Raw genomic sequence first — 21,970 nt, 5'->3', positions numbered from 1 at the left:
ATGACAGGACAACTAGTGACTACAGCCTATGGGCAACTGCAGGGAGAAGAGAGCGGCGGAGTGAATGTCTGGCGCGGAATCCCGTTTGCTGCCCCTCCTGTCGGAGAGCTGCGCTTTCGTGCACCGCAGCCGCCGGAAACCTGGAATGCTGTAAGGGAGGCGAAGGAATTCGGCCCGGTCAGCCTTCAGCCGGTAAGTACCAGCGGTACGCGCTTTGGCGGCAGCAATCCGGTGTACTCTGAAGATTGCCTGTACCTGAATGTCTGGTCACCGGCAGCAGCGCAGGAGGATGCCCTGCCGGTCATGGTCTGGATTCATGGGGGCACCTTTGTAACCGGTGCGGGCAGCCAGCCGATGTTTGACGGTGCCCACATGGCGGCAAGCGGCCGGGTTGTGCTTGTTACGGTGAATTACCGGCTCGGTCCGCTAGGATTCATGCATCTGTCCCCGCTGGGCGCGGGGCTTGGCTCCAATCTCGGACTGCTGGACCAGATTGCCGCACTGGAATGGGTACAGGAGAATATCGCCGCATTTGGCGGTGATCCCGGGAATGTTACGGTGTTCGGGGAATCGGCGGGCAGCATGAGCATTGCCGCGCTGCTGGCGATGCCGGCGGCCAAGGGGCTGTTCTCGCGTGCGATTATGGAGAGCGGTGCAGGGCAGAGCCTGAGCGGTCAGCAGGGGGAACAGATTGCAGCGGCCTTCCTGGCGGAGCTCGGTCTTCAACCCGGCGGTGACACGCAGCTGCTGCATACACTGCCCGCGCAGCAGATCATGGAAGCGGCCGGACGGATGGCGTACAAGCTGTCCGGTAATTCGCTGAGCATGTATTTCCAGCCGGTTATTGAGCCGCTGACCTTGCCGGTGGAACCGGCGCAGGCGGTACGCGAAGGAGAGGCAAGCGGCATCCCGCTGCTGATCGGGACGAATCTCCACGAAGGCAATCTGTTCTTCCGTGAAGGGCAGGCAGGCGAAAGCTTCGACCGTTCACTCAAGTCGCTGGAGCTGCTGATGGGCATCGAAGACCTCTCAGAGCTGACCTCCGATTACAGCAAAACCTGGGAAGGGCAGGCTGAGGTGCTGACCGATCTGTTCTTCTGGGCCAGCTCCATTTCGTTCGCGGAGAAGCAGCTGAATCACGCTCCGGTCTGGATGTACCGGTTCGACTGGACCGTCACCGGCCATCCGCTGCTGGAGAAGGCCATTCACGGAGCGGAGATTCTCTACGTGTTCAACAACCTGCCGCTGCTGAAGCAATACGGCCTGACGGTAACCCCTGAGATGGCAGGGGTGGCCGAAGCGATGCAGGGTGCCTGGACAGCCTTTGCCCACTACGGTGATCCGTCTGCACCGGAACTTGCGTGGCCGCAGTACACACCGGAGCAGCGTGCTACGCTGCTGTTCGATCAAGTCTCGCGTGTAGTGAACGATCCGGACGGAGAGAAGCGCAGACGGATTTTTGAGCATTACGCAGGGTGAACGCGGCATTTGATTTCAAGAAGGCGCGATAACCGGAATGAGGGGCAGAAGTGCCCCTGAATTCGCCGAAAGTGTGCGTGAAGCGGAAATGAGGGGCAGAAGTGCCCCTGAATTCGCCGGAAGTGGGCAAGAAGCGGGAATGAGGGGCAGAAGTGCCCCTGAATTCGCCGAGATTGGGCGGGAAGCGGAAATGAGGTGCAGAAGTGCCCCTCGTTCCGCAGAATTGGCCCAACTACGGTAAAGATAAGTACTATATTGATGATGAAAAAAGCAGCAGCCCTTACCGGAGAGTCTAATTCTCCGGCAAGAGGGCTGCTGCTTTTTAAGTTATACTCGGTGCACGCCACCGAATCAGGAACATGCGGTCCGAAATCATTAGTTCACCGGGGTATAACCCGTCTTCTCGACCAGCTCCTGTCCTTCCGGGGACAGAATCCACTCCAGAAATGGCTCAATATTGGGGTTGGTGCTTCCCGCAGTTACTGCGTAGAATTCTGCTGCGAAGGGGTATGCCCCGCTGCGGATGCTCTCCTTGGCGGGAGGCACGCCCTCGATCTCCAGCAGCTTAATCTCATCGCTGGCGTTCATCTCCGAGGCGTAGAACAGGAAGCTGAAGCCAAGCGCATTATTATAATTGCGGTAGCTGGCGGTCAGGCTGATAATGCCGCTCATGACGTCTGCAACATTCTCCTTCGGGGGACTCATCAGCGTCCGGTCCTTCATGATTTTCTCAAGCATGGTCTGGCTGCCGCTGTTCTCGTCCCGTTGAAACGCCCGGATGGACGCCTTCTTGCCGCCGACCTGCTTCCAATTCGTCAGTGTGCCGGAGTAGATATCCTTCACTTGCTCAGTGGTCAGTCCATTAACCGGATTGCGCTTGTTGACAAAGAAGACGAATGCTTCACGTCCTATAGGGGTAAGCTTCAGCTCACGGCCTGCCAGCTTCGCCTGCTTGGTCTGGGCAAGTGAGGGGGCCGCAGCAAAGATGATATCCGCATCTCCTTTAATCAGCCGTTTGTAGGCTTCGGAGGTGGTGGTACATAACACGAGATCATTACCGACCTCGTAAATGCTGGGATTATACGTATCAGGCGGATACACGGCTTGGGCAAAGGCGGAATACAACGGGTAAAGCGCAGTTGCGCCGTCCAGCCGGGGCATTTGTTCCTGAATATGATAGGCTGCCTTTTGATCCAGACTGGCGGCTTTGGTATTTACTTCAAAAGGTGCGTACTGGAACAGATTGACCTCCTGCTCCCTTACTTCGGCTAGACTGTTCACATAAGCCTGCCTGATCTCATGACCTGCTACGCTCAGCAGGCAGATTCCGGCAAAAGCCGCGAGCGCGGTCAGGCGGAACCGTTTGCTGAAGAGTTCAAAGATAGAGATTACAGCGAATACTGCAAGCCCGGCCGAAGCGGCGAGGACGAGCGGTGCATAGAACAGCATACCTCCGGTAAATGTAGCCATGATATAAACAATGAAGCCTATGATTGTGATGACGGCCAAGGCAAGGATAGAGAATAACAGCTTGGTTTCAAATGATCTTTTCACAGCGTCCTCCGTTAGGGTTGCTATAATATGGATAAAAAGTGTATTCGTATCTTATTCTATAACAAGGCTCCGTTTCTGCCAAACTATGCAGTTCGTGTAATTACGAAATGATGCATTTTCTCATAAAAATGATCGTACGATGAAAAAAATGCGTATATTTTCATAAAAAGGCTAGACGAATTCATGAAACGGAGTTATCCTGAGATTGTGAAAAAAATAACAGAATACAAGATTCTCGGGGTAAGGTGAAATTCCTGACCGGCGGTGATGTTCCAAGTGAACTAAGCCCGCGACTCGTTACTCTTTTACAAGAGGAAGCGACTGATCTGGTGACAATCCAGAGCCGACGGTAAAGTCCGGATGGGAGAGGATCATAAGGTAAAGGCAGCGGGTGTATTCCCTGATGTCTTTATTGATAATGGCCCCCGGTGTTTGCCCTGTTTTCAGGTGACGCGGGGGCTTTTGGTCTCTTATCGAGGGTTTGTATCGACAAGGAGAATGAATGATGAGTAATGTATCTGCTTCATCTCAAGGAGTCCGTACCGCACCGCTGCGCAGCGGATTCTGGCTGGTAGTTCTGGGGGCAGCTCTATGGGGTGTTGACCCGCTGTTCCGTATTATCCTGCTGAAATCCCTGACCTCTTCACAGATCGTCCTGCTGGAGCATGTTGTGCTCTTCCTGGTTGCTGCACCTGTAATGTGGCGCCAGCGCGCCGAACTGAAGGGGATCCGCCTTCGTCAAGCCGGGGCCCTGCTGGTTGTGTCATGGGGGGGTTCGGCCATAGCTACAATCCTGTTCACCAAAGCATTGTCCAGCGGAGATTTCAATGCTGTACTGCTGCTGCAAAAGCTGCAGCCGCTCTTCGCCATTGGTCTGGCCGCTGTTATCCTTAAAGAACGCCTGCCTAAGAATTTCGCACCGCTTATCATTGTTGCACTATTAGGCACTTACCTGCTTACCTTTGGCTGGACGATTCCATTCGGCCATGTGAACAGCTTCATGGGTGTAAGCAGTCTTATGGCGCTGGGCGCCGCCGCATTATGGGGCGGGTCGACTGTCATGGGCCGCTATCTGCTGGGTTCCATGAAATATGAAACGGTAACTTCCCTGCGCTTTATTCTGGCTTTGCCGCTTTTATTCGTGATCACCAGCATGGAGGGAGCCCCGTGGCAGATTACCGGCGGAATCAGCGGTTCGGCCGCTGTTGCCATTAATCTCCTGCTGCAGGCTCTGCTGCCCGGATTGCTCAGCATGCTGCTCTATTACAAGGGCCTGAACACAACCAAGGCTTCTGTAGCCACGCTGGCTGAACTCAGCTTCCCGATGACAGGGATTCTGATTAACTGGATTGTATATCATCAGCTAGTGACTCTGCCGCAAATTATCGGCTTCGCACTGATCTGGACGGCGCTGTTCTTTATTTCGAGCCAGCAGAGCGGTCAGGGACATCAGGCTGAGCTTACCAAACAGAATTAACATCGGATAGCCGCAGCCTGAGGGGACGACCCCAGGGTTTCGGTATCACCAAAAGAGGATGTTCCCGCGAGCCGCAATGGCCCGGGACATCCTCTTTGTTTTTTGTAGGGCTGATGACCCGAATCTGCGAGTGAACCGGACTGAATCCGTTTGGACCGGCTCCCCTGTCCGGCATCCAGAGGGGTGTTCTCGTCCTGCTGCCGTTATTACTGCTGCAGGTATGGGGTTATTACGATGGTGTTATAACCCAGCTGCTTCAGCTGTGCCTGCGAGATGTACAGCCTGTTTCCGGAATTGAAGCTGTTTGCAGGTGTAAGCTTTACACTCTTGCTGGCGCTTGTAATCTCAAAGCTGTAACCGGCAGAGGGATCGTTTAAACGGCCCCGGTCCTCAGATTCAATGCTCCACCCGAACGCGGCAGCGAGCGGCTTCACCGGAATCCAGTCTTGTCCCTCCCTGGAGAATACGGTAGATACATCGGCGTTCTGTCCGTCAAGGCTGACACTGTATTCGTATGTCATGGAGACAGGAATCTCGATGACCGGCAGGTCTTTCAGCACGGTATCCCGCGGCAGCGCTGCTTCCGGTCTGGAGGAGGGGGAAGCGGGAAACAGTGTTTCGAGTTCGCTATAGTCAGTGATCAGCCGTGACGTTCCGCTCTTCAGGTTATATACCCAGGGCAAGCGCTGCGGCTCATTTTTCACATAATAGATGATTCCTTTGCTAAAGTTCCGGTTATACATGCTGCCCTTCAGCAGTTCGTGCCGTTCCCCGGTGGACGGATCGTAAGTACTGATCACATTCTGTTTAGCAGCCTCATTGTACCCGCTCTCCAGCAGCGTGTGCTGGTTCAGCCAATAGGCGCTGTAGTATCTCTGAGTGGAATAATATACCGAGACGGCACCTGTCTTCATGTTTTTAAGATAATAGTCATGGTATTTGCCGACATACCCGCTGCCCATCGGAGAATTTGGCATCAAGAGGTAACGTGAGCGCTCCAGATATCCCCAAAGCCCGTCCGGGGACAGAGTATAAGCGGTTTTGCGCAGAATGGATTGACTCCGGGTATCGTACACATAACTTTGCTCCGGATCATCAGTTCCCGTTAACTTCAGGTCATCACCGCCATAATTCCGGAAATAATGAAAAGGCTCCTGCCATTTGGCATAGGTTCCGTCCGCTTGTCTGGCAATGACGGCATCGACAAACTGGTTTCCGCCCACTTGGCCCGCCGAATAGAGCTGGACGCCGCTGGTTTTGCTGATATACGAATCATAATAAATAATTTCTTCTGCGGCATGTGCTGTAAGCGGAGCAGCGAATGCCAGTAAAATAGATGCGCTTATAGCCAGATGTAATGATTGATGCAGCACTCTTTTCATAACCTTTCATCCCCTCTATGTAAATAACTGTTAATATAGACGGCCGTAGTAACGAAAGGTTTCGGATGCCCGGCTCAATAAATATGAATTACAGGGTTAAAGAGTAAAAATAAACCTTTTCTCCCATACTACCGTTATTCTTGCATCTTCAGCGGCTTCACACTACAACCTTAGGAGGCACCGCCAATGGACAATCCTCACCCGGCTCCCGCCATTTATATACAGCTCAAAAACCGGGTAACCGTGCCCAAAGGCAAAGGTGTGATGCTGCGCGATGTAGCTTTTCTGATCACCGAGCCGGAGTGGCGGGAGCCGCTGTATTCACTGCTGCTGCTTCAGCCGGAGCAAAGTGACGGCAATCTGATTCTGATTGATCTGCTGACGGTGATTCCCCGGATTCATGAGCTGCTTCCGCATGCGGATATCCAGCCGATTGGCGAAGGGCGGACGATTGTGCAGATTGAAGGCCCGGCAACGGCAAATAAACCTTCCATAGCGTTGTTTGTGCTGGTATGGCTGCTGCTGTTCTTCGGCTCGGCGCTGACGATCATGAATTTCCATGCCGATGTCAGCATGCAGGAGGTGCAGATCCGGATTGTCGAGATGCTGACCGGCCGCAGGGATGAGCATCCGTATGTATTTCAGATCGCCTATTCGCTGGGCATCGGGCTGGGGATGGTGATTTTTTTCAACCATTTGTTCAAAAAGAAATGGAACGAGGAGCCGACACCGCTCGAAGTGGAGATGTTCCTGTATCAGAAAAATATCGACCACTATGTCGTCAACGAGGAATACAGCAAAATGAAACGCCGCGGAGATGATACATCGGGACGCAGGGGGGAGTGAGCATGACTGCACAAATATCGCTCGGACTTAACCTGCTGCTCGGCATTGCCGGAGGAATCGCTGTCGGCGGCGGGGTAATCGCTCTTTTTATAGTGCTTGATATGGTACCCCGGCTGGCGCAGCTGACCTCCTCCTACGATAAAGTGCACTGGTATGAAGGGGCCATGGTCGGGGGTTCGCTGCTGGGCACGATGAGTGATTTCTGGAACTGGAAAATAACCGCAGGCCCGCTGATAGAGCTGGGGGTCGGACTGTTCGACGGAGTATTCATCGGTATGCTGGCCGCTGCGCTGACGGAGGTACTGAACGTACTGCCGATTCTGGCCAAAAGACTGCATATGACACATATGTTGTTCGGGCTGCTGATGGCTATGGTATGCGGCAAAGTGGCAGGTTCATTGTTCGACTGGTTTGTATACCGACAGTAAAAGGAGGCTACGGGGTGGTTAGGTATATTCACAGCGGTGATCAGGTGGAAGCGGATAAAAAGCATGGCAAGCCGGAGCAGCAAAAGCCGCCGCAGCATGAAGGACAGGCTGCACAGCAAAGTGTTGCAGACGGGGGCCAACGGCAGGATGAAGGGTTAGCTGCACAGCGGGATGGTGCTGACAAAGGTCAACCGCAGGGTGAAGCGCAGGCTGCACAGCAGAATGGGGCTGATAGAGCCCAGCCGCAGCAGGAAGGACAAGCTGTACATCAGGCTGATGCAGGCGGGGGACAACCGCAGGAGGCGGAGGTTTCAGGTGAGCTGGGAGCTGTTACCCGGCCGATAGAGGGCGGTGCGGAAATCCGTTCCGGCATGGATGCGGGTCCGGGCGCAGAAGGCAAGCCCTCTGAGGCCGATCCTGCCGGTAGTAAGGCAGCGGAAGGCCGTGAAGCTGGAGACGCAGCGGATAGCGCGGCTGCAGGCAGCACAGCGGCGGACAGCCGTGAAACAGGAGGTGCAGCAGATAACGAAGCTTCCGGCAGCACCCCGAAGGACAGCAGCGCAGCCGGAGACGATTCGGATAGCCAGGAGTCCGGGGGCGGCGTCAAAGGGTTTTTGAGCAGCTTGTTTGGAGATGATGCCGGACCGGGACAGGGAGCCGGAGCAGACTCCGGTGACGGACAGAATCAGGATGCTGAAGCTGCGGACGAGCTTGGCCAGCCGCAGGGAGATTCCGCCTCAGCTGGACAAGGAGATAAAGCTGCAAACGGAGCAGAAACTGGTGCGGATAGCGGAGCGGAGTCCGGTGCGGATATCGGAGTGGATTCCGGAGCAACCGGTTACGGGGACCACGATTTGCAGGCTTCCGATGGAGCCGGTACACCGGATCAGGAGGGCCCGGTCAAACCTGATCAAGGCAGCCCAGATACAGAGAAGATTACCGCCCAGGGAGCAAGTGGCGGCGATGAGGACAAGCAGGAAGCCAGGGGACCCGCTGCAGACGATGGTGCAGGCACAGCTTCTGCATCCGGCGGAGACAACCCGCCAGCTCCGGCTTCGGGCAGCCAGTCACAGGATACGGAGACATCAGACGAATTGGGTGCGGAGACACTGGAGAAGAGCCACAAAGGATTTTTTGCCAGATTATTCGGAGATGATGAAGAGCCTGAGGAAGATGAGCAGAACGCTTCTGGTGCGGATAAGGGGGAAGAGGGATCGTCCAGGCAGGCACAGAGCGGGGGTTCCTCAAGTAATGACACAGACAAATCTGGAGCCTCTCAGAAGGCCGGGGATCAGTCCGGCAGCAAGGCTAAGAAAGCCAAGTCCAGTCAAGGGGCGGACTCCGCCAGTAAGCCCAAAGATCTGCAGCAGCAGAAACGCGACAATGAACGTTCTGACTCTCTGGAGGAGTCTATTAAGTACTGGCAAGGCAATGATAAGGTATCGACCAACCTGGAGGATACCAAAAAAACGCTGACCGAAGTCATGGGCCTGGGTTCATCCTTTGATATCGTCTTCAGGGAAATGTCCTTTGGGGGCCGGCGTGTCGCGCTGCTCTGCATCAGCGGGTTCGCCAAGGATACCATTATTGACGAGATTCTGAAGCGTCTGACCTATCTGACCCCGGACAATATATCTACCGATGTATTCGCCAGCTTCATGAGCGAATATATTCCCCATGTCCAGGTAGAGAAGGGCGAGCTGCTCAGCGAGAGCATCAATAAAGTCTTGTCAGGCATGAGCGTGTTCTTCATCGAGGGCGAGAGCCAGGTTATTATCATGGATACCCGTTCGTATCCTTCGCGCAGCCCGGATGAGCCTTCGATTGAGCGGGTCGTCCGCGGAGCGCGCGACGGCTTCACAGAGACGCTGCTGAGCAACGTGGCTCTGGTCAGAAGACGGATACGCGACCCGGGGCTGAAATACGAGATGCATCAGATCGGACGCCGGACCCGGACCGATGTCTGCGTGGCCTATATTGACGATATCGTCGACAAGACTCAGGTGCAGGCCGTTACCGATAAGCTGAAAAGCGTCGATATCGACGGGATTCCCCTTGCTGACAAACAGCTCGAGGAGGCCATTGTCGGCGGCGGATGGAACCCGTATCCGCTGGTGCGGTACTCGGAGCGGCCGGATATTGTGGCCTCCCATCTGCTGGAGGGCAGAGTGGTAGTCTTCGTGGATACCTCGCCGAGTGTCATGGTTCTGCCGACGACATTCTTTGATCTCTGCCAGCATGCGGAAGAGAACCGCCAGACGCCTTTTATGGGAAGCTACCTGCGTTGGGTGCGCTTCATCGGTATCTTTGCCTCGATGTTCCTGCTGCCGCTGTGGATGCTGCTGGTCCTTCATCCGGAGCTGAAGCCGGCCATGCTGGAATTTATCGGTCCGCAAAAGACGGCGAAAATCCCGCTTATCGCCCAATTCCTAATCGTCGAATTAGGGGTGGATCTTCTGCGGATGGCCGCCGTCCATACCCCGACACCGCTCGGCTCGGCGATGGGTCTCATTGCTGCGATACTGGTAGGTGACATCGCCGTGCAGACCGGTCTTTTTGTCAACGAGGTGGTGCTCTACATGGCAGTGGCCTCCATCGGGATGTTCGCAACGCCGAGCTATGAGCTGGGGCTGGCCAACCGGATTGTCAGGCTTGCGCTTCTGCTGGCGGTGGCCGCGTTCCAGATTCCCGGCTTCATGATCGGGACAACGCTGCTGGTGGTGCTCTTGACTACACACCGTTCCTACAATTCTTCGTATTTGTGGCCGTTTATACCGTTTAATGCAAAAGCAATGGGTGAAATCCTCCTGCGCCAGCCGGTGCTCAGCTCCAAAACAAGGCCTTCCTTCAACAAAACACGGGATAATACCCGGATGCCGCCTGAGCAGGAGAAGGAACACAAATCGTAGGAAAATACAAATCAACTGCAAATTAGTCCATTCTATGGAGTTCCCTCTGTCTGCTATACTGAATACACTAAACAGCCCCGCAAGAAAGTGGAATTCCTCTCCTGAGGCCATACTTTGTGTAACGCTGCGGGGTTCTGTAACATATACTAGACAGGGTGGAACAGATATTCCACAGAAATTGGAGGACTGCGCAATGTTTTTACACGGGACGAGCCGAATTAACGATGCAGGGCATTTGGAAATCGGCGGATGTGATGTGACAGAATTGAAAGCGGAGTATGGTACCCCGCTATATATAGTGGACGAGCAATTGGTCCGGCGCCGCTGCCGCGAGTACATGGACGCTTTTACAGCTTCCGGACTCGGTTTCCAGGTTGCCTACGCCAGTAAGGCTTTCTCAACGATGGCCATGTGCCGGTTGGCGGATGAGGAAGGACTGTCGCTGGATGTTGTTTCCGATGGAGAGCTGTATACCGCGCTGCAAGCCGGCTTCCCGGCTGAACGCATTCACTTCCACGGTAATAACAAGACTCCGGATGAGATTGAAATGGCAATCGATGCAGGCATTGGCTGCTTTGTAGTCGATAACCTGGTTGAACTCAGCCTGCTACAGGCGATTGCTGGCCGCAAGGAAGTAACGGTTAATATTCTGCTCCGGGTTACTCCGGGCGTAGAAGCGCATGCCCACCATGCCTACGCATCGACCGGACAGACGGATTCCAAATTCGGGTTCGATATCGGCAACGGCTCCGCGCAGGAAGCGGTAAGACAGGCAGACGGCAAAGCCAATCTGAACCTGCTTGGCGTTCATTCCCATATCGGTTCGCAGATTTTTGAGACAGAGGGCTTCCAGCTTGCAATCGAGCGGATCGCCGAGTTCACCCGCAAAGTGAAGGAAGAGCTGGCCATCAGCTTCCCGGTCGTCAATCTTGGCGGCGGATTCGGTATCCGTTATGTGGATGGAGATACTCCGCTGCAGGTTTCCGAGTATGTTGCAGCCATTACGGATGCAGTGAAGACGCATTTCGCAGGTATCGGCGATGGGCTGCCGCAGATCTGGGTTGAGCCGGGCCGCAGTATTGTAGGCGATGCCGGTACGACCTTGTACACCGTAGGAACGAGCAAAGAAATTCCGGGTGTGCGCAAATATGTTGCCGTTGACGGCGGGATGACGGACAATCCGCGTCCGGCGCTGTATGAATCGAAGTACGAAGCCGTGCTCGCAAGCCGTGCGACTGAGCCTAACGAGGAGACCGTATCCATCGCCGGCAAATGCTGCGAGAGCGGGGATATGCTGATCTGGGATGTAGAGCTTCCGAAGGTAGAGAGCGGCGATCTGCTCGCTGTTGCCTGCACCGGTGCCTACAATTACTCCATGGCCAGCAACTATAACCGTATCCGCCGTCCGGCGGTAGTCTTCGTACAGAACGGCCAGAGCGATCTGGTGGTCCGCCGTGAGACGCATCAGGATATCGTCGCCAATGATATTGTGCCGGCACGTATTGCCAAACAGACCGTTACGAAATAAACCTGAACCGCTGCGCAGGCAGCGGGGGCAGTCCAACAGGGCAGGCGGGAATCGTTCCCGCTTGCTTTGCTTTGTGCCCCGTTTCATAGTAAACTAATAAAAGTGTTCTATATTTGTCATTTCGAAAGGGGTCATTTACATATGGCTAAGCAAGCGAAAATCACACTCGAAAACGGCGGTGTCGTGCTGATCGACTTGTTCGAACAGGATGCGCCTAATACTGTAGCAAACTTTGAGAAACTGGCTAAAGACGGATTCTACAACGGACTGTTGTTCCACCGTGTAATTCCAGGTTTCGTAGCTCAAGGCGGCTGTCCTAACGGAACAGGCTCCGGCGGCCCTGGTTATACCATCAACTGCGAAATTAACCCGAACAAGCATGAGCGCGGCTCCCTGGCTATGGCCCATGCGGGTAAGAACACAGGCGGAAGCCAGTTCTACATCGCTTATGCTCCACAGCCTCACCTTGACGGAGTACACACTGTATTCGGTAAAGTGGTTGAGGGTATGGACCAAGTCGATGCTTTCAAAGGCCGCGACAAAATGGCTACCGTTGAAGTAGTAGAAGTATAATACAAGCATCGTCAAAAGGGGCTGTCTCACAAGAAGAATTTCTTCTGCGTGGGCAGCCCCTTTTTTATGAAAGAGTTATATGTTGTAGAGACCCCGGAAAGTACGCAGACTGGGTCCATCATGGTCTACTGAATGTACAAAAAAAACCTCACCTTGATTAACAATGGATGGTCGCACTTCCATTTTGTCAAAGAGAGGTTTCTTTTTGATTTTTTAAAAGATTGATACAATTCCCGCTTAAACAGCGGAGAGGACGGAACGTCCACCCAAGTGCTCACGTTAATCCTACTCCAAAATAAAGAGCTGTCCCAAGCAGCCATATCATGGCTTTTGGGACAGCCTCTTTTTTTGCCCATATTAGCCTTTACCTCATACTGGTCCAGCCTCTGCGGCCGCGCCGGGAGGCATACAGCTCCGGCAGCTTGAAGAAGATCAGGAACATCAATAGGAAGATGACAAAGGCAAAGGCCTCTTCGACGAGCAGATAATACGGATAAGGGCCGAAATAATCAAGTACGGAGAACGTGCTGGGCTTGTGAGCCAGAAACATATAGTTGGAATCCAGCAGCATATCGGCGGCATAGACACATGCGGCGATAACATTCAGGCAGAGCATGGTGAAGAACAGTGAGCGCCAGGCAGGCTTGTAGCCTTCAATCCAGGTCATGTACAGGGATGCCAGAATAATCGACCCGTGGGCAATGAAGAACAGCAGGAAGCGGAAATGCGGAAACGGGTAGACCAGATTAGGCGTAAGCAGGGCGATGAATGCACCGCCGATCCCGGCAAAATAGAGAAAAGAATACAGCAGCCTGCTGCGTGTAAGAAGCATGATCACCGACAAGAGCAGGGTAATACCGCATAGTTCAAGCGGCAGGGAGGAACTGCGGCTCCAGATATCCTGGGAGACATACCAGACATGCAGCCCGCCCTCGCAAGCGATCAGCAGCAGTGCCAGCAGCAGGCGGACACTGCGCCTCAGACCGGAATGTGTGCGCAGGGCGAAACGTGATAAGTAGAGCAGCAGACAGCATAGGACGACGATAGACAGGGCAATGAGATGCGGGGTTGAGAACATTGCAAAATCATGATTACGATGGCGGTCCCAAAAAAGATTAAGGTTCACTGTGCTCTCTCCTTGAATCCAGAAATAAATAAAAGAAAATAAAAGTTCATAATTTGAATATAACTGATTCTAAAGATCTACTCTTAGGTGATATAAGTATATATCGTTCGGGCTAGACAGAAAAGACAGGAGTATCGGTTTATTTACATAAGATGGACGCATATGCCCGTATACATAACGACCCATCAGGCGGAGTGTTTTTACCGGTGCGTTCGGCAGCCATCTTTTCTGCATGCTCGTTTCATATCAAACTTAAGAACGGGGGCTTCTGGGAAATGGTGAAAAAAAGAACAAGTCTGGCAATTGTAATAATCATGCTGTTTGTGCAGTATGCCTACGGACTGGGGTTCACCCAGCAGGTTAAAGCGGAGGGAATCGAGCAGGACAGAGATATTATTACCAGTGTATCGATGGCTGTGTATGGGCCGGACGGACAGACCGTAACCGGAAGCGTATATGATGTGGACTCTACTGTTACGCTGGATTATACCTGGTCGCTTCCAAACGGGCACGGTTATATCCAGGGCGACAGCTTCACCTTCCAGCTTCCTGAGCAGTTTGAGCTGTTCAATGATATCCAGGGCGGACTCGTATCCGATGACGGGGATGTCGGAACGTTTACGGTCAGCCAGTCTACCCATCAGGTCGTCATGACTTTCAACGACTACATCCAGAGTCATGACAATGTACAGGGCACCCTGCGGATTAATACCAAATTCGATAAACAGGTGATAAGCGGCAGTACGGTTCAGCAGATTCTATTCCCCATAAACGGCGGAATACAGACCATTAGTGTGGCATTTAAGCCATCCGTGGGTTCGACGATTGAGAAGAAGGGCGTGTCCAGCGGCTTCAATGCTGATCATATCTTCTGGACGGTGGATGTCAATAAGAAGCTGGAACCGGTCAGCAATGCGGTGGTGACAGACCCTGTTCCTGCCGGGTTGTCGCTGGACAGCACAGTAACCCTTGCAGTGTACCAGCTGAATGTTCTGCTTGACGGTACAGTGACTCAAGGCCAGCTTGTAGACAGCGGCAAATATACCGCTGACGTTTCCGGCGGTGAACTTGTTCTCCGCTTCACGGACCCTGTAATTACAGGTGCGTACCGCATTGCCTATACAACCCAGGTAGTCAGCGACAGTCTGACCAGCTTCACGAATACCGCTACCTTCACCGGTGATGGACGTGATCCGGTAAGCAGCTCGGCTACAGTCGTTATTGAACGCGGAGGAAGCATCAAGAAGAAGGCAGCCAGCTATGAGTGGGGGAAGCAGACTATCAGCTGGGCTATTGAATACAACTACAATAAACGCACGATCTCTGCAGAGAATGCGGTGTTGACAGATGTATTCAATCAATCCCAGCAGCTGGTTGCAGACTCGCTGCGGATTTATCCGGTGACGCTGGATTCTGCAGGAGGAGCTACGAAAGGGACGGCTCTAACCGCAGGTGCAGACTATACAGTAACGCCGGTTGTTGAAGGCACAAACGCCGGATTCAAACTGGAGTTTGCAGATACTGTGACCTCTGCATATCTGATCGAATATAAGACCAAAGCAGTAGACCGCGTATTCAGCGACACCACTATTACCAATACTGTCTCAGACAGTACTTATAGCGATAAGGCTACACAGCTTATCCGGCCGGCTATCATTTATAAGAATTTGTCAGGAGTCAACTACGCCACCCATGTAACGGATTGGAAGATTACGCTGAACGGCGATAATTATCCGATGAGCCAGGTAGTGGTTACGGATAGTTTCCCGTACGGCGGCCAGAAGTTTATCGAGGGTTCACTGGTCGTACGCAATGAAGCCGGCACCGTGCTTAATGCTTCAGCGTATACACTGATTGCCGGTTCACCGGCACAGCCTAACGCAGGCTTCAAGGTGAAATTCAATTCACCGATCAGCGGCACATACACAATCAGTTATCAGACTGAATTCAGTAATGACTGGCTTACAGGTACTACAGATAATTTCATTAACGTAGCGCGGATTGACTGGAAGGACAGCGCGAATAACGTTCAATGGACAGAAGCCAGAGGGCAGTTCATTCCGGGTCCTGAGGTGAAGAACAACGGTTTCAAATCCGGGGTATATGATGCGTCTGCCAAAGAGATCACCTGGACAGTGGGCGTTAATTACAACGGTAAGGCTATTGCTGATCCCCGGGTAACAGACATACTGAACGCGGGACAGTCACTGTTGCCGGGGTCACTGAAAGTGTACCGGATGAATATTGCTCCCGGAGGGGCCCACAGCTTCGGCTCCGAACTTGCCGCCAGCTCTTATAGCTACACTGTCGGAAGCGGGAATGAGCTTCAGGTGGATTTTGACAATGCGATCAATTCGCCTTACTATGTTGTATTCAAAACAAGCCTGGCAGGGCAGTTGATTGGTCCCACAGTTGCTAACACAGCCAATCTGCTGGATGGCACCAAGAAGGTCTCCAAAGATCTGAAGGCCTCGGTGGATATTCCGCATGGCGACGAATATGTATTCAAAGACGGCGTTCAGAACGGTGATAAGCTGCAGTGGACGATCGCTATTAACCGGACACAGTCCCATGTGAAGGATGCCGTTATTACAGATGTGCCAAGTACCAATCAGATTCTGCTGCCGGACACGTTCCATCTGTACCGGACAGTTACTGCCGTGAATGGTGATGTAACGAAGAGCGGACCTGAGCTTATAAAGGATACGGATTATACCTTGAATATCAGTGCTGATGCAGAGGGTAAGCAGACATTTGTGCTTAGCTTCCTCCAGGATATCCATTCCGCATATGTGCTTGAATATCAATCACTGATCGTAGCGAATACGGGGGATAAGCTGGTCAATACCGTTAACTTCAGCGGTAATAATGTCGTACTGGTCACCAAGGAGACCAGCAAAGAAATTATAGTCGGCGTATCCAGCGGCTCGGGAACAGGCAGCGGGGTCAGAGGAACGCTGAATGTCCACAAAATTGATGCAGGTGACAGCACCAAAGCACTTGCCGGTGCCACCTTTGACTTGTACCGCCTGAATGGCAGCGATCGTGTGCTTGTGAATACACGGACTACGGATGCAGCGGGCAATGCAGTATTCAACAATATCTGGCTGGGCAGCTATGTACTGATTGAAACTGCAGCACCGGCAGGTTATGTGTTGGATACAAGTGAGCATGCGGTGACTATCGGTTCATCCGCAGCAGTGAATCTGACCTTAGCGAATACTCCTGCGGAGCAGCCGACAGCCACACCAACGCCAATACCGACGGCCACCATAGCGCCGACAGAAGCACCGACAGCCACACCGCTTCCAACGGTACCGCCTGTAGAGACAGCTGGGCCAACGGCTGCTCCAACGGCAACGAATGGACCGGAGGCGACGCCTAACCCTACAGCACCGCCAGTCACACCTGATATTACGCCGGTACCCACACCAGCGGGCACGGTGGTACCGGGGATCATTATCGATGATCTGGAAATCCCGGCAGGTCCAGGCTTACCTGCAACAGCGCAGCCATCTGCGCCGGTAGCCGTGGTTACACCTGCACCAGTCACGCCGGCACCGGAAGTGTCGGTTGATGAGGACATTCCGCTCGGCGGTGTTGATATTGAAGATGAAGACATCCCGCAAGGGACGGTCACGGCAACAGACTCCGGCGGGACACTGCCGCAGACTGGAGAGAACAGCCCGCTGCCGATCTATATGGCAGGACTCGGTTTAATCCTGATCGGGTTCGTGTTACACCGGGTGTACAGACGGAACCGGAATCAGGAATAACCGGTAGTTAAACAGCACAGCTGGTCATAGGATCAGCCTTCACCAAGAGCAGGCGGCAGAAAATAGCTGCCTGCTCTTTTTGCCGTGACTTAAGAAAGGCTTAGAATAGATTGGTCAACTGCGGCGGAAATGCTATAATTACTAAAATTCAAAGTTTCGGAGGGATATAGTAATGTCCATGTGGAAGGAATTCAAAAGCTTCGCCATGAAGGGGAATGTGCTTGATCTGGCAGTGGCGGTTGTAATCGGGGCGGCTTTCGGCAAAATTGTTACGTCTTTGGTTAGTGACATCATCATGCCGCTTATCGGCTTAATAAGTGGAGATACCAATCTGAAGGAGCTTCATCTGGGCAGCGGAGAAGCCGCCGTGAATTACGGCCTGTTCTTACAGTCCGTACTGGACTTCTTCATCATTTCATTCTCTATCTTTCTGGTAGTGAAGCTGACCAGCAGATTCAGACGCAAGGAAACTGTTAAAGTCGAAGTTGTCGAGCCCCCTGCTCCGGCACCGGAGGTTGCGCTGCTGATCGAAATTCGTGATTTGCTGAGAGCGGACAAGCAGCGGGAGTCAGGGAATTAAGGGAACTAAGTTACATAAATAAAGTAAATTTCCGAAACACACTTGCATTTCCCGCACGTAAGTGATAATTTTGTTGTAGGCAAAACTTGTTATTCAACTGAATATATCAATCCTTCAGGGCAGGGTGTAATTCCCTACCGGCGGTGATGCTGTTAGATTGGCTGTTTCTGGCCAGTTCTGCTGCTCAGTCCGCTACCCGATCCGTATGCTGGTGATACGGACGGTGGACCTGGTGCAATTCCGGGACCGACAGTATAGTCTGGATGGAAGAAGGAGAGATTGACGTGCTGTGCTTATATAGGCGGCCGTGCTGCAGTATTTTCGAACATTACGTGCGAATTTTCACAATGCCATAAGTCCGGCGTTTATTTACGCACCTATTTTTTGAGCTGCTGATACCTCTCGTATATCCCGTCTTGAACTCCTCCTGGAGATTGAGACGGGTTTTTCTGTTTAAACTGTGCACATTATGAATATAGCCGGCTGATTGGAGGGAAGTCACATGGATAAGATGAATGATGAGTTTTATATGTCTCTGGCGCTGGACATGGCGGAAAGGGCTCAAGGACAGACCGGAATCAATCCCGTGGTCGGATGTGTTGTTGTGAAGGATGGTGCCATGATCGGGATCGGCACGCATCTGCAGCGCGGCACCGGGCATGCCGAGGTTCATGCGCTCAATATGGCTGCTGGCAAGGCACAGGGAAGCACAGCGTATGTTACGCTGGAGCCCTGCAGCCATTATGGCATCACGCCTCCCTGCAGCCAGCGCCTAATTGATGAAGGGGTCGCAAGGGTTGTCGTTGCCTGTGAAGATCCTAATCCGCAGGTTGCAGGGCGCGGGGTTGAAATGCTGCGCGAGCAGGGCATTGAGGTTGAGGTAGGCCTGCTTCGGAGCCGCGCTATCCGGCTGAATGAGAAGTTTATCAAGTACATTCTGACGAAGCAGCCTTTCATTACACTGAAGAGCGCCAGCACCTTGGACGGCAAAATTGCCACCCGTACAGGGGACAGCAAATGGATATCCAATGCTGAATCCCGGGAGCTAGTACATACCCTGCGCCATCGCCATCAGGGAATCATGGTCGGGGTGAATACGGTGATTGCCGATAACCCTTCGCTGACGACCAGGCTGAATGTGCCCGGGCTCAATCCAATCAGGATTATCATCGACTCTACACTGAGGCTGCCTCTGGAGAGCGCCGTTGTCACTGACGGACTGGCACCTACGGTGGTCGTTACTACTGAAGCGGGTGATCCGGCGCGGAAGGCAGCACTGCTCGCTGCGGGTGTTCAGGTTGTGGCCGCAGGCAGCGGACCGCGTGTCGATCTGCAGGCCGCGATGACAGCATTGGGCGGAATGGAGATTGGTTCGATCCTGCTCGAAGGCGGCGGTACGCTGAACGGTGCGATGCTGGAGCAGGGACTGGTTGACCGCGTGGTTCTCTTCTTCGCTCCGAAGATTGTCGGAGGCGGCGCCGCTGCTGCAGGTACCTTCGACTTTCCGGGTGTGGAACTGATGCGGGATGCCATTACGCTCGAAGGATTGGAAGTGGAAGTGCTCGGGGATAATGTCTGTATCAGCGGTACCCCGGCGCGCTAACAACGGATAAGAACAAGAAATCGGGTGGCGGGCAGCGGCGGAAGTCCAAATGCTCACCGCCGTGACGACTATGCTTCAAGCTCAAATCTTAAGTGCGTCTTATATAGTTATGAAGGAGGGATAGTATGTTCACCGGCCTGATTGAAGAGGTGGGTATCCTCCGCAGCGTCACCAGCGGAGGGGAGATGATGGTGCTGAATATCGGCGCCTCCCTCATTATGGGGGATCTGAAGATTGGCGACAGCGTCTCCGTCAATGGGGTCTGCCTTACAGCCACATCCATAGGCGACCAATATTTCACAGTTGATGTGATGCCTCAGACCTACCGCAACAGCAATCTCAAAAACCTACGGACCGGGGGCAAAATGAACCTGGAGCGCGCGATGGCAGCCGGCGGACGGTTCGGCGGGCATATTGTCCAGGGTCATGTGGATGGAACCGGCGAGATCCGCAGCGTGAAGCGCGATCAGAATGCGGTTGTGTTCGAAATTGCGCCGGACCGCAAATCGCTGTTTAAGTACATCATCCCCAAAGGCTCCATTACGATTGACGGCATCAGCCTCACCGTAGTGGATACAGAGTCGTCCACGTTCACTGTCTCTATCATTCCCCACACCCTTGGAGAAACGGTGCTGGCCCATAAACGGCCGGGTGACAGTATCAATATCGAATGTGATGTGCTGGGCAAGTATGTGGATCATCTGCTGCATTATGGTTCACGTTCCGGCGATGAAGAAGATAAGAAGAGCTCGAAGATCAGCCACGATTTTCTGGCGGCCAACGGGTTTGTATAATTAAAGATTAGGCATACGGCAGCCGGTAAGGCAGCGTACAGCCATCAGGAGGACAGTAACATGAGCGAGCAAGACAAGAAGGACAGCGTCCTGGACCCGATTGAGGATGCGATTTATGATTTGATGCGCGGGAAGGTGATCATCGTTGTTGATGATGAGGACCGCGAGAATGAAGGGGACTTCATCGCCCTTGCCGAACGGGCAACCCCTGAAGTTATCAACTTCATGATTACCGAGGGACGCGGCCTGGTCTGCGTGCCGATTACCGCGGAACGTGCAGAGGAACTGGATCTGCAGCCGATGGTGGCCCAGAATACCGATAACCACGGCACCGCTTTTACCGTATCGATTGACCACAAGGATACGACCACCGGTATTTCCGCCGGGGAAAGATCCATGACCATCAAGGCGATGCTGGACCCGAATGCGAAGCCTTCCGACTTCCGCAGACCGGGCCACATGTTCCCGCTGATCGCGAAGAAGGGCGGGGTATTGCGGCGTTCAGGCCATACGGAAGCCGCTGTAGATCTGGCCCGCATGTGCGGCGCCTATCCGGCGAGCGTCATCTGCGAAGTGGTGAAGGTTGACGGCACGATGGCCCGCCTGCCTGACCTGATTGAGATCGCGAAGAAACATGATCTCAAGCTGATCAGCATCAAAGACCTCATTCACTACCGTAATGAGAAGGAGCATCTGGTTACGCGCGAGGTTGCGGTGAATCTGCCGACTGATTTTGGTGATTTCCAGACGATTGCCTACACGAATGAAGTGGATGACAAAGAGCATGTTGCTCTGGTAAAAGGGGATATCTCCGGTGATGAGCCGGTGCTGGTGCGTGTGCATTCCGAATGTCTGACCGGCGATGTATTCCATTCCCACCGCTGCGACTGCGGCCCGCAGTTTGAAGCGGCGCTGCGCCAGATTGAAGAAGCAGGCAGAGGGGTGCTACTCTACATGCGCCAGGAAGGCCGGGGCATTGGCCTGATCAACAAGCTGCGTGCTTACAAGCTGCAGGAAGAAGGACTGGATACGGTAGATGCCAACCTGAAGCTGGGCTTCGCGGCGGATCTCCGTGATTACGGCATCGGTGCACAGATTCTCAAGGACCTGGGCGTCCGCCAGATCAGACTGCTGACCAACAATCCGCGCAAGATCAAAGGGCTGGAAGGCTACGGCCTTGAAGTGGTGGAGCGTGTAGCCATCCAGATGCCGGAGAACAAGGACAACACTAAGTATCTTCATACGAAGCAGGCCAAGCTTGGCCATCTGCTGACTTTTGACAAGATCGAACAAAACGAGGATTCCAAAATTTAATTATAGAATCACTAACTTATACATGAAGGGTTGATGAGCATAATGCCGAATTATTTTGAAGGACATTTAGTATCTGAAGGATTGAAATACGGGGTTGTCGTAGGACGTTTCAACGAATTTATTACAAGCAAGCTGCTCTCCGGAGCGCTCGATGCCTTCAAACGCCATGGCGTAGCTGACGATGAAGTGGATGTTGCCTGGGTACCGGGAGTATTCGAAATTCCTCTGATCGCGCAAAAAATGGCCGAAAGCGGCAAGTATGATGCAGTAATCACACTAGGTACGGTTATTCGCGGATCTACAACACACTATGATTATGTGTGCAATGAAGTTGCCAAGGGCGTTGCGGCCATTAATCTCAAGACAGGCGTTCCGACGATCTTCGGCGTGGTGACGACCGAGAATATCGAACAGGCCATTGAGCGTTCCGGAACCAAAGCGGGCAATAAAGGCTGGGATGCGGCAACTGCTGCGATCGAAATGGCGAACCTGAACAAGCTGTTTAAATAACACCCCTCTTGACGAATCAGCGTAAGTCGTGCTTATTTATATGTATGAGAAGAAAGCATGAACATAAGGAGCTGCGAGGAAATTAGTATCC

The 21,970-nt window shown here is 53.2% G+C and carries 15 protein-coding genes, 1 pseudogene and 2 riboswitches; of the genes and pseudogenes, 13 read left to right on the top strand and 3 right to left on the bottom strand.

Annotation, left to right across the window (positions count from 1 at the left end):
- Positions 1-1,479, top strand: coding sequence for a carboxylesterase/lipase family protein (locus GC101_RS07450; RefSeq protein ID WP_171716715.1), 1,479 nt, complete (start codon positions 1-3; stop codon positions 1,477-1,479).
- Between the two features lie 375 nt (positions 1,480-1,854).
- Here GC101_RS07450 and GC101_RS07445 read toward each other — a convergent pair whose 3' ends face one another.
- Positions 1,855-3,033 (bottom strand): PstS family phosphate ABC transporter substrate-binding protein, encoded by a 1,179-nt coding sequence (locus GC101_RS07445; RefSeq protein ID WP_343049621.1) that lies wholly within the window; start codon positions 3,031-3,033, stop codon positions 1,855-1,857.
- A 227-nt stretch (positions 3,034-3,260) separates the two neighbouring features.
- Positions 3,261-3,409, top strand: a riboswitch (FMN riboswitch).
- A 129-nt stretch (positions 3,410-3,538) separates the two neighbouring features.
- On the opposite strand from GC101_RS07445, the gene GC101_RS07440 reads away from it, so the two are divergent.
- Positions 3,539-4,510 carry a DMT family transporter gene (locus GC101_RS07440; RefSeq protein ID WP_171716835.1) on the top strand — a complete coding sequence of 324 codons (972 nt, stop codon included), beginning with the start codon at positions 3,539-3,541 and terminating at the stop codon, positions 4,508-4,510.
- 206 nt (positions 4,511-4,716) lie between these two features.
- On the opposite strand, the gene GC101_RS07435 is transcribed toward GC101_RS07440, so the two are convergent.
- Positions 4,717-5,892 carry a hypothetical protein gene (locus GC101_RS07435; protein WP_171716714.1) on the bottom strand — a complete coding sequence of 392 codons (1,176 nt, stop codon included), beginning with the start codon at positions 5,890-5,892 and terminating at the stop codon, positions 4,717-4,719.
- A 186-nt stretch (positions 5,893-6,078) separates the two neighbouring features.
- On the opposite strand from GC101_RS07435, the gene GC101_RS07430 reads away from it, so the two are divergent.
- The 5 genes and pseudogenes from GC101_RS07430 (at position 6,079) to GC101_RS07410 (ending at position 12,176) form a co-directional block, all read left to right on the top strand.
- The gene (locus GC101_RS07430; protein ID WP_076243365.1) at positions 6,079-6,738 is read left to right on the top strand and encodes a stage V sporulation protein AA; all 660 of its coding nucleotides are present in this window, start codon (positions 6,079-6,081) and stop codon (positions 6,736-6,738) included.
- A gap of 2 nt (positions 6,739-6,740) precedes the next feature.
- Positions 6,741-7,166, top strand: coding sequence for a stage V sporulation protein AB (locus tag GC101_RS07425; protein WP_039301666.1), 426 nt, complete (start codon positions 6,741-6,743; stop codon positions 7,164-7,166).
- A 1,379-nt stretch (positions 7,167-8,545) separates the two neighbouring features.
- A pseudogene (locus GC101_RS36000) lies at positions 8,546-10,075 on the top strand (spore germination protein); the annotation flags it as partial.
- Between the two features lie 193 nt (positions 10,076-10,268).
- Positions 10,269-11,603, top strand: coding sequence for a diaminopimelate decarboxylase (gene lysA, locus GC101_RS07415; protein ID WP_171716713.1), 1,335 nt, complete (start codon positions 10,269-10,271; stop codon positions 11,601-11,603).
- Positions 11,604-11,744: 141 nt separating this feature from the next.
- Complete coding sequence (locus GC101_RS07410; RefSeq protein WP_039301672.1) at positions 11,745-12,176, top strand: peptidylprolyl isomerase; 432 nt, start codon at positions 11,745-11,747, stop codon at positions 12,174-12,176.
- A 364-nt stretch (positions 12,177-12,540) separates the two neighbouring features.
- Here the strand turns inward: GC101_RS07410 and GC101_RS07405 are convergent, their stop codons facing one another.
- Positions 12,541-13,302 carry a YwaF family protein gene (locus GC101_RS07405; protein ID WP_343049620.1) on the bottom strand — a complete coding sequence of 254 codons (762 nt, stop codon included), beginning with the start codon at positions 13,300-13,302 and terminating at the stop codon, positions 12,541-12,543.
- 275 nt (positions 13,303-13,577) lie between these two features.
- On the opposite strand from GC101_RS07405, the gene GC101_RS07400 reads away from it, so the two are divergent.
- From GC101_RS07400 to ribH, 6 genes are all read left to right on the top strand, one after another.
- Positions 13,578-17,078: a collagen binding domain-containing protein gene (locus tag GC101_RS07400; protein ID WP_171716712.1), complete on the top strand. Its 3,501-nt coding sequence runs from the start codon at positions 13,578-13,580 to the stop codon at positions 17,076-17,078.
- Positions 17,079-17,256: 178 nt separating this feature from the next.
- Positions 17,257-17,658, top strand: coding sequence for a large conductance mechanosensitive channel protein MscL (gene mscL / locus GC101_RS07395; protein WP_042141359.1), 402 nt, complete (start codon positions 17,257-17,259; stop codon positions 17,656-17,658).
- A gap of 106 nt (positions 17,659-17,764) precedes the next feature.
- Positions 17,765-17,937, top strand: a riboswitch (FMN riboswitch).
- Positions 17,938-18,160: 223 nt separating this feature from the next.
- Positions 18,161-19,261, top strand: coding sequence for a bifunctional diaminohydroxyphosphoribosylaminopyrimidine deaminase/5-amino-6-(5-phosphoribosylamino)uracil reductase RibD (ribD, locus tag GC101_RS07390; protein ID WP_171716711.1), 1,101 nt, complete (start codon positions 18,161-18,163; stop codon positions 19,259-19,261).
- 125 nt (positions 19,262-19,386) lie between these two features.
- Positions 19,387-20,055, top strand: a complete 669-nt coding sequence (gene ribE / locus GC101_RS07385; RefSeq protein WP_171716710.1) for a riboflavin synthase — start codon at positions 19,387-19,389, stop codon at positions 20,053-20,055.
- A 60-nt stretch (positions 20,056-20,115) separates the two neighbouring features.
- A complete protein-coding gene (locus GC101_RS07380) occupies positions 20,116-21,369 on the top strand; it encodes a bifunctional 3,4-dihydroxy-2-butanone-4-phosphate synthase/GTP cyclohydrolase II (RefSeq protein ID WP_042237698.1) in 1,254 nt (417 codons plus the stop codon).
- A gap of 42 nt (positions 21,370-21,411) precedes the next feature.
- Positions 21,412-21,879, top strand: a complete 468-nt coding sequence (gene ribH, locus GC101_RS07375) for a 6,7-dimethyl-8-ribityllumazine synthase (protein WP_036727378.1) — start codon at positions 21,412-21,414, stop codon at positions 21,877-21,879.
- The last annotated feature ends 91 nt before the right edge of the window (positions 21,880-21,970 follow it).

The sequence above is a fragment of the Paenibacillus phytohabitans genome (assembly GCF_013141775.1).
Classification (GTDB): Bacteria; Bacillota; Bacilli; order Paenibacillales; family Paenibacillaceae; genus Paenibacillus_AQ; species Paenibacillus_AQ phytohabitans.
Note: the sequence above shows the minus strand (reverse complement) of the source record. Positions and strands in the feature narration are given on the sequence as shown.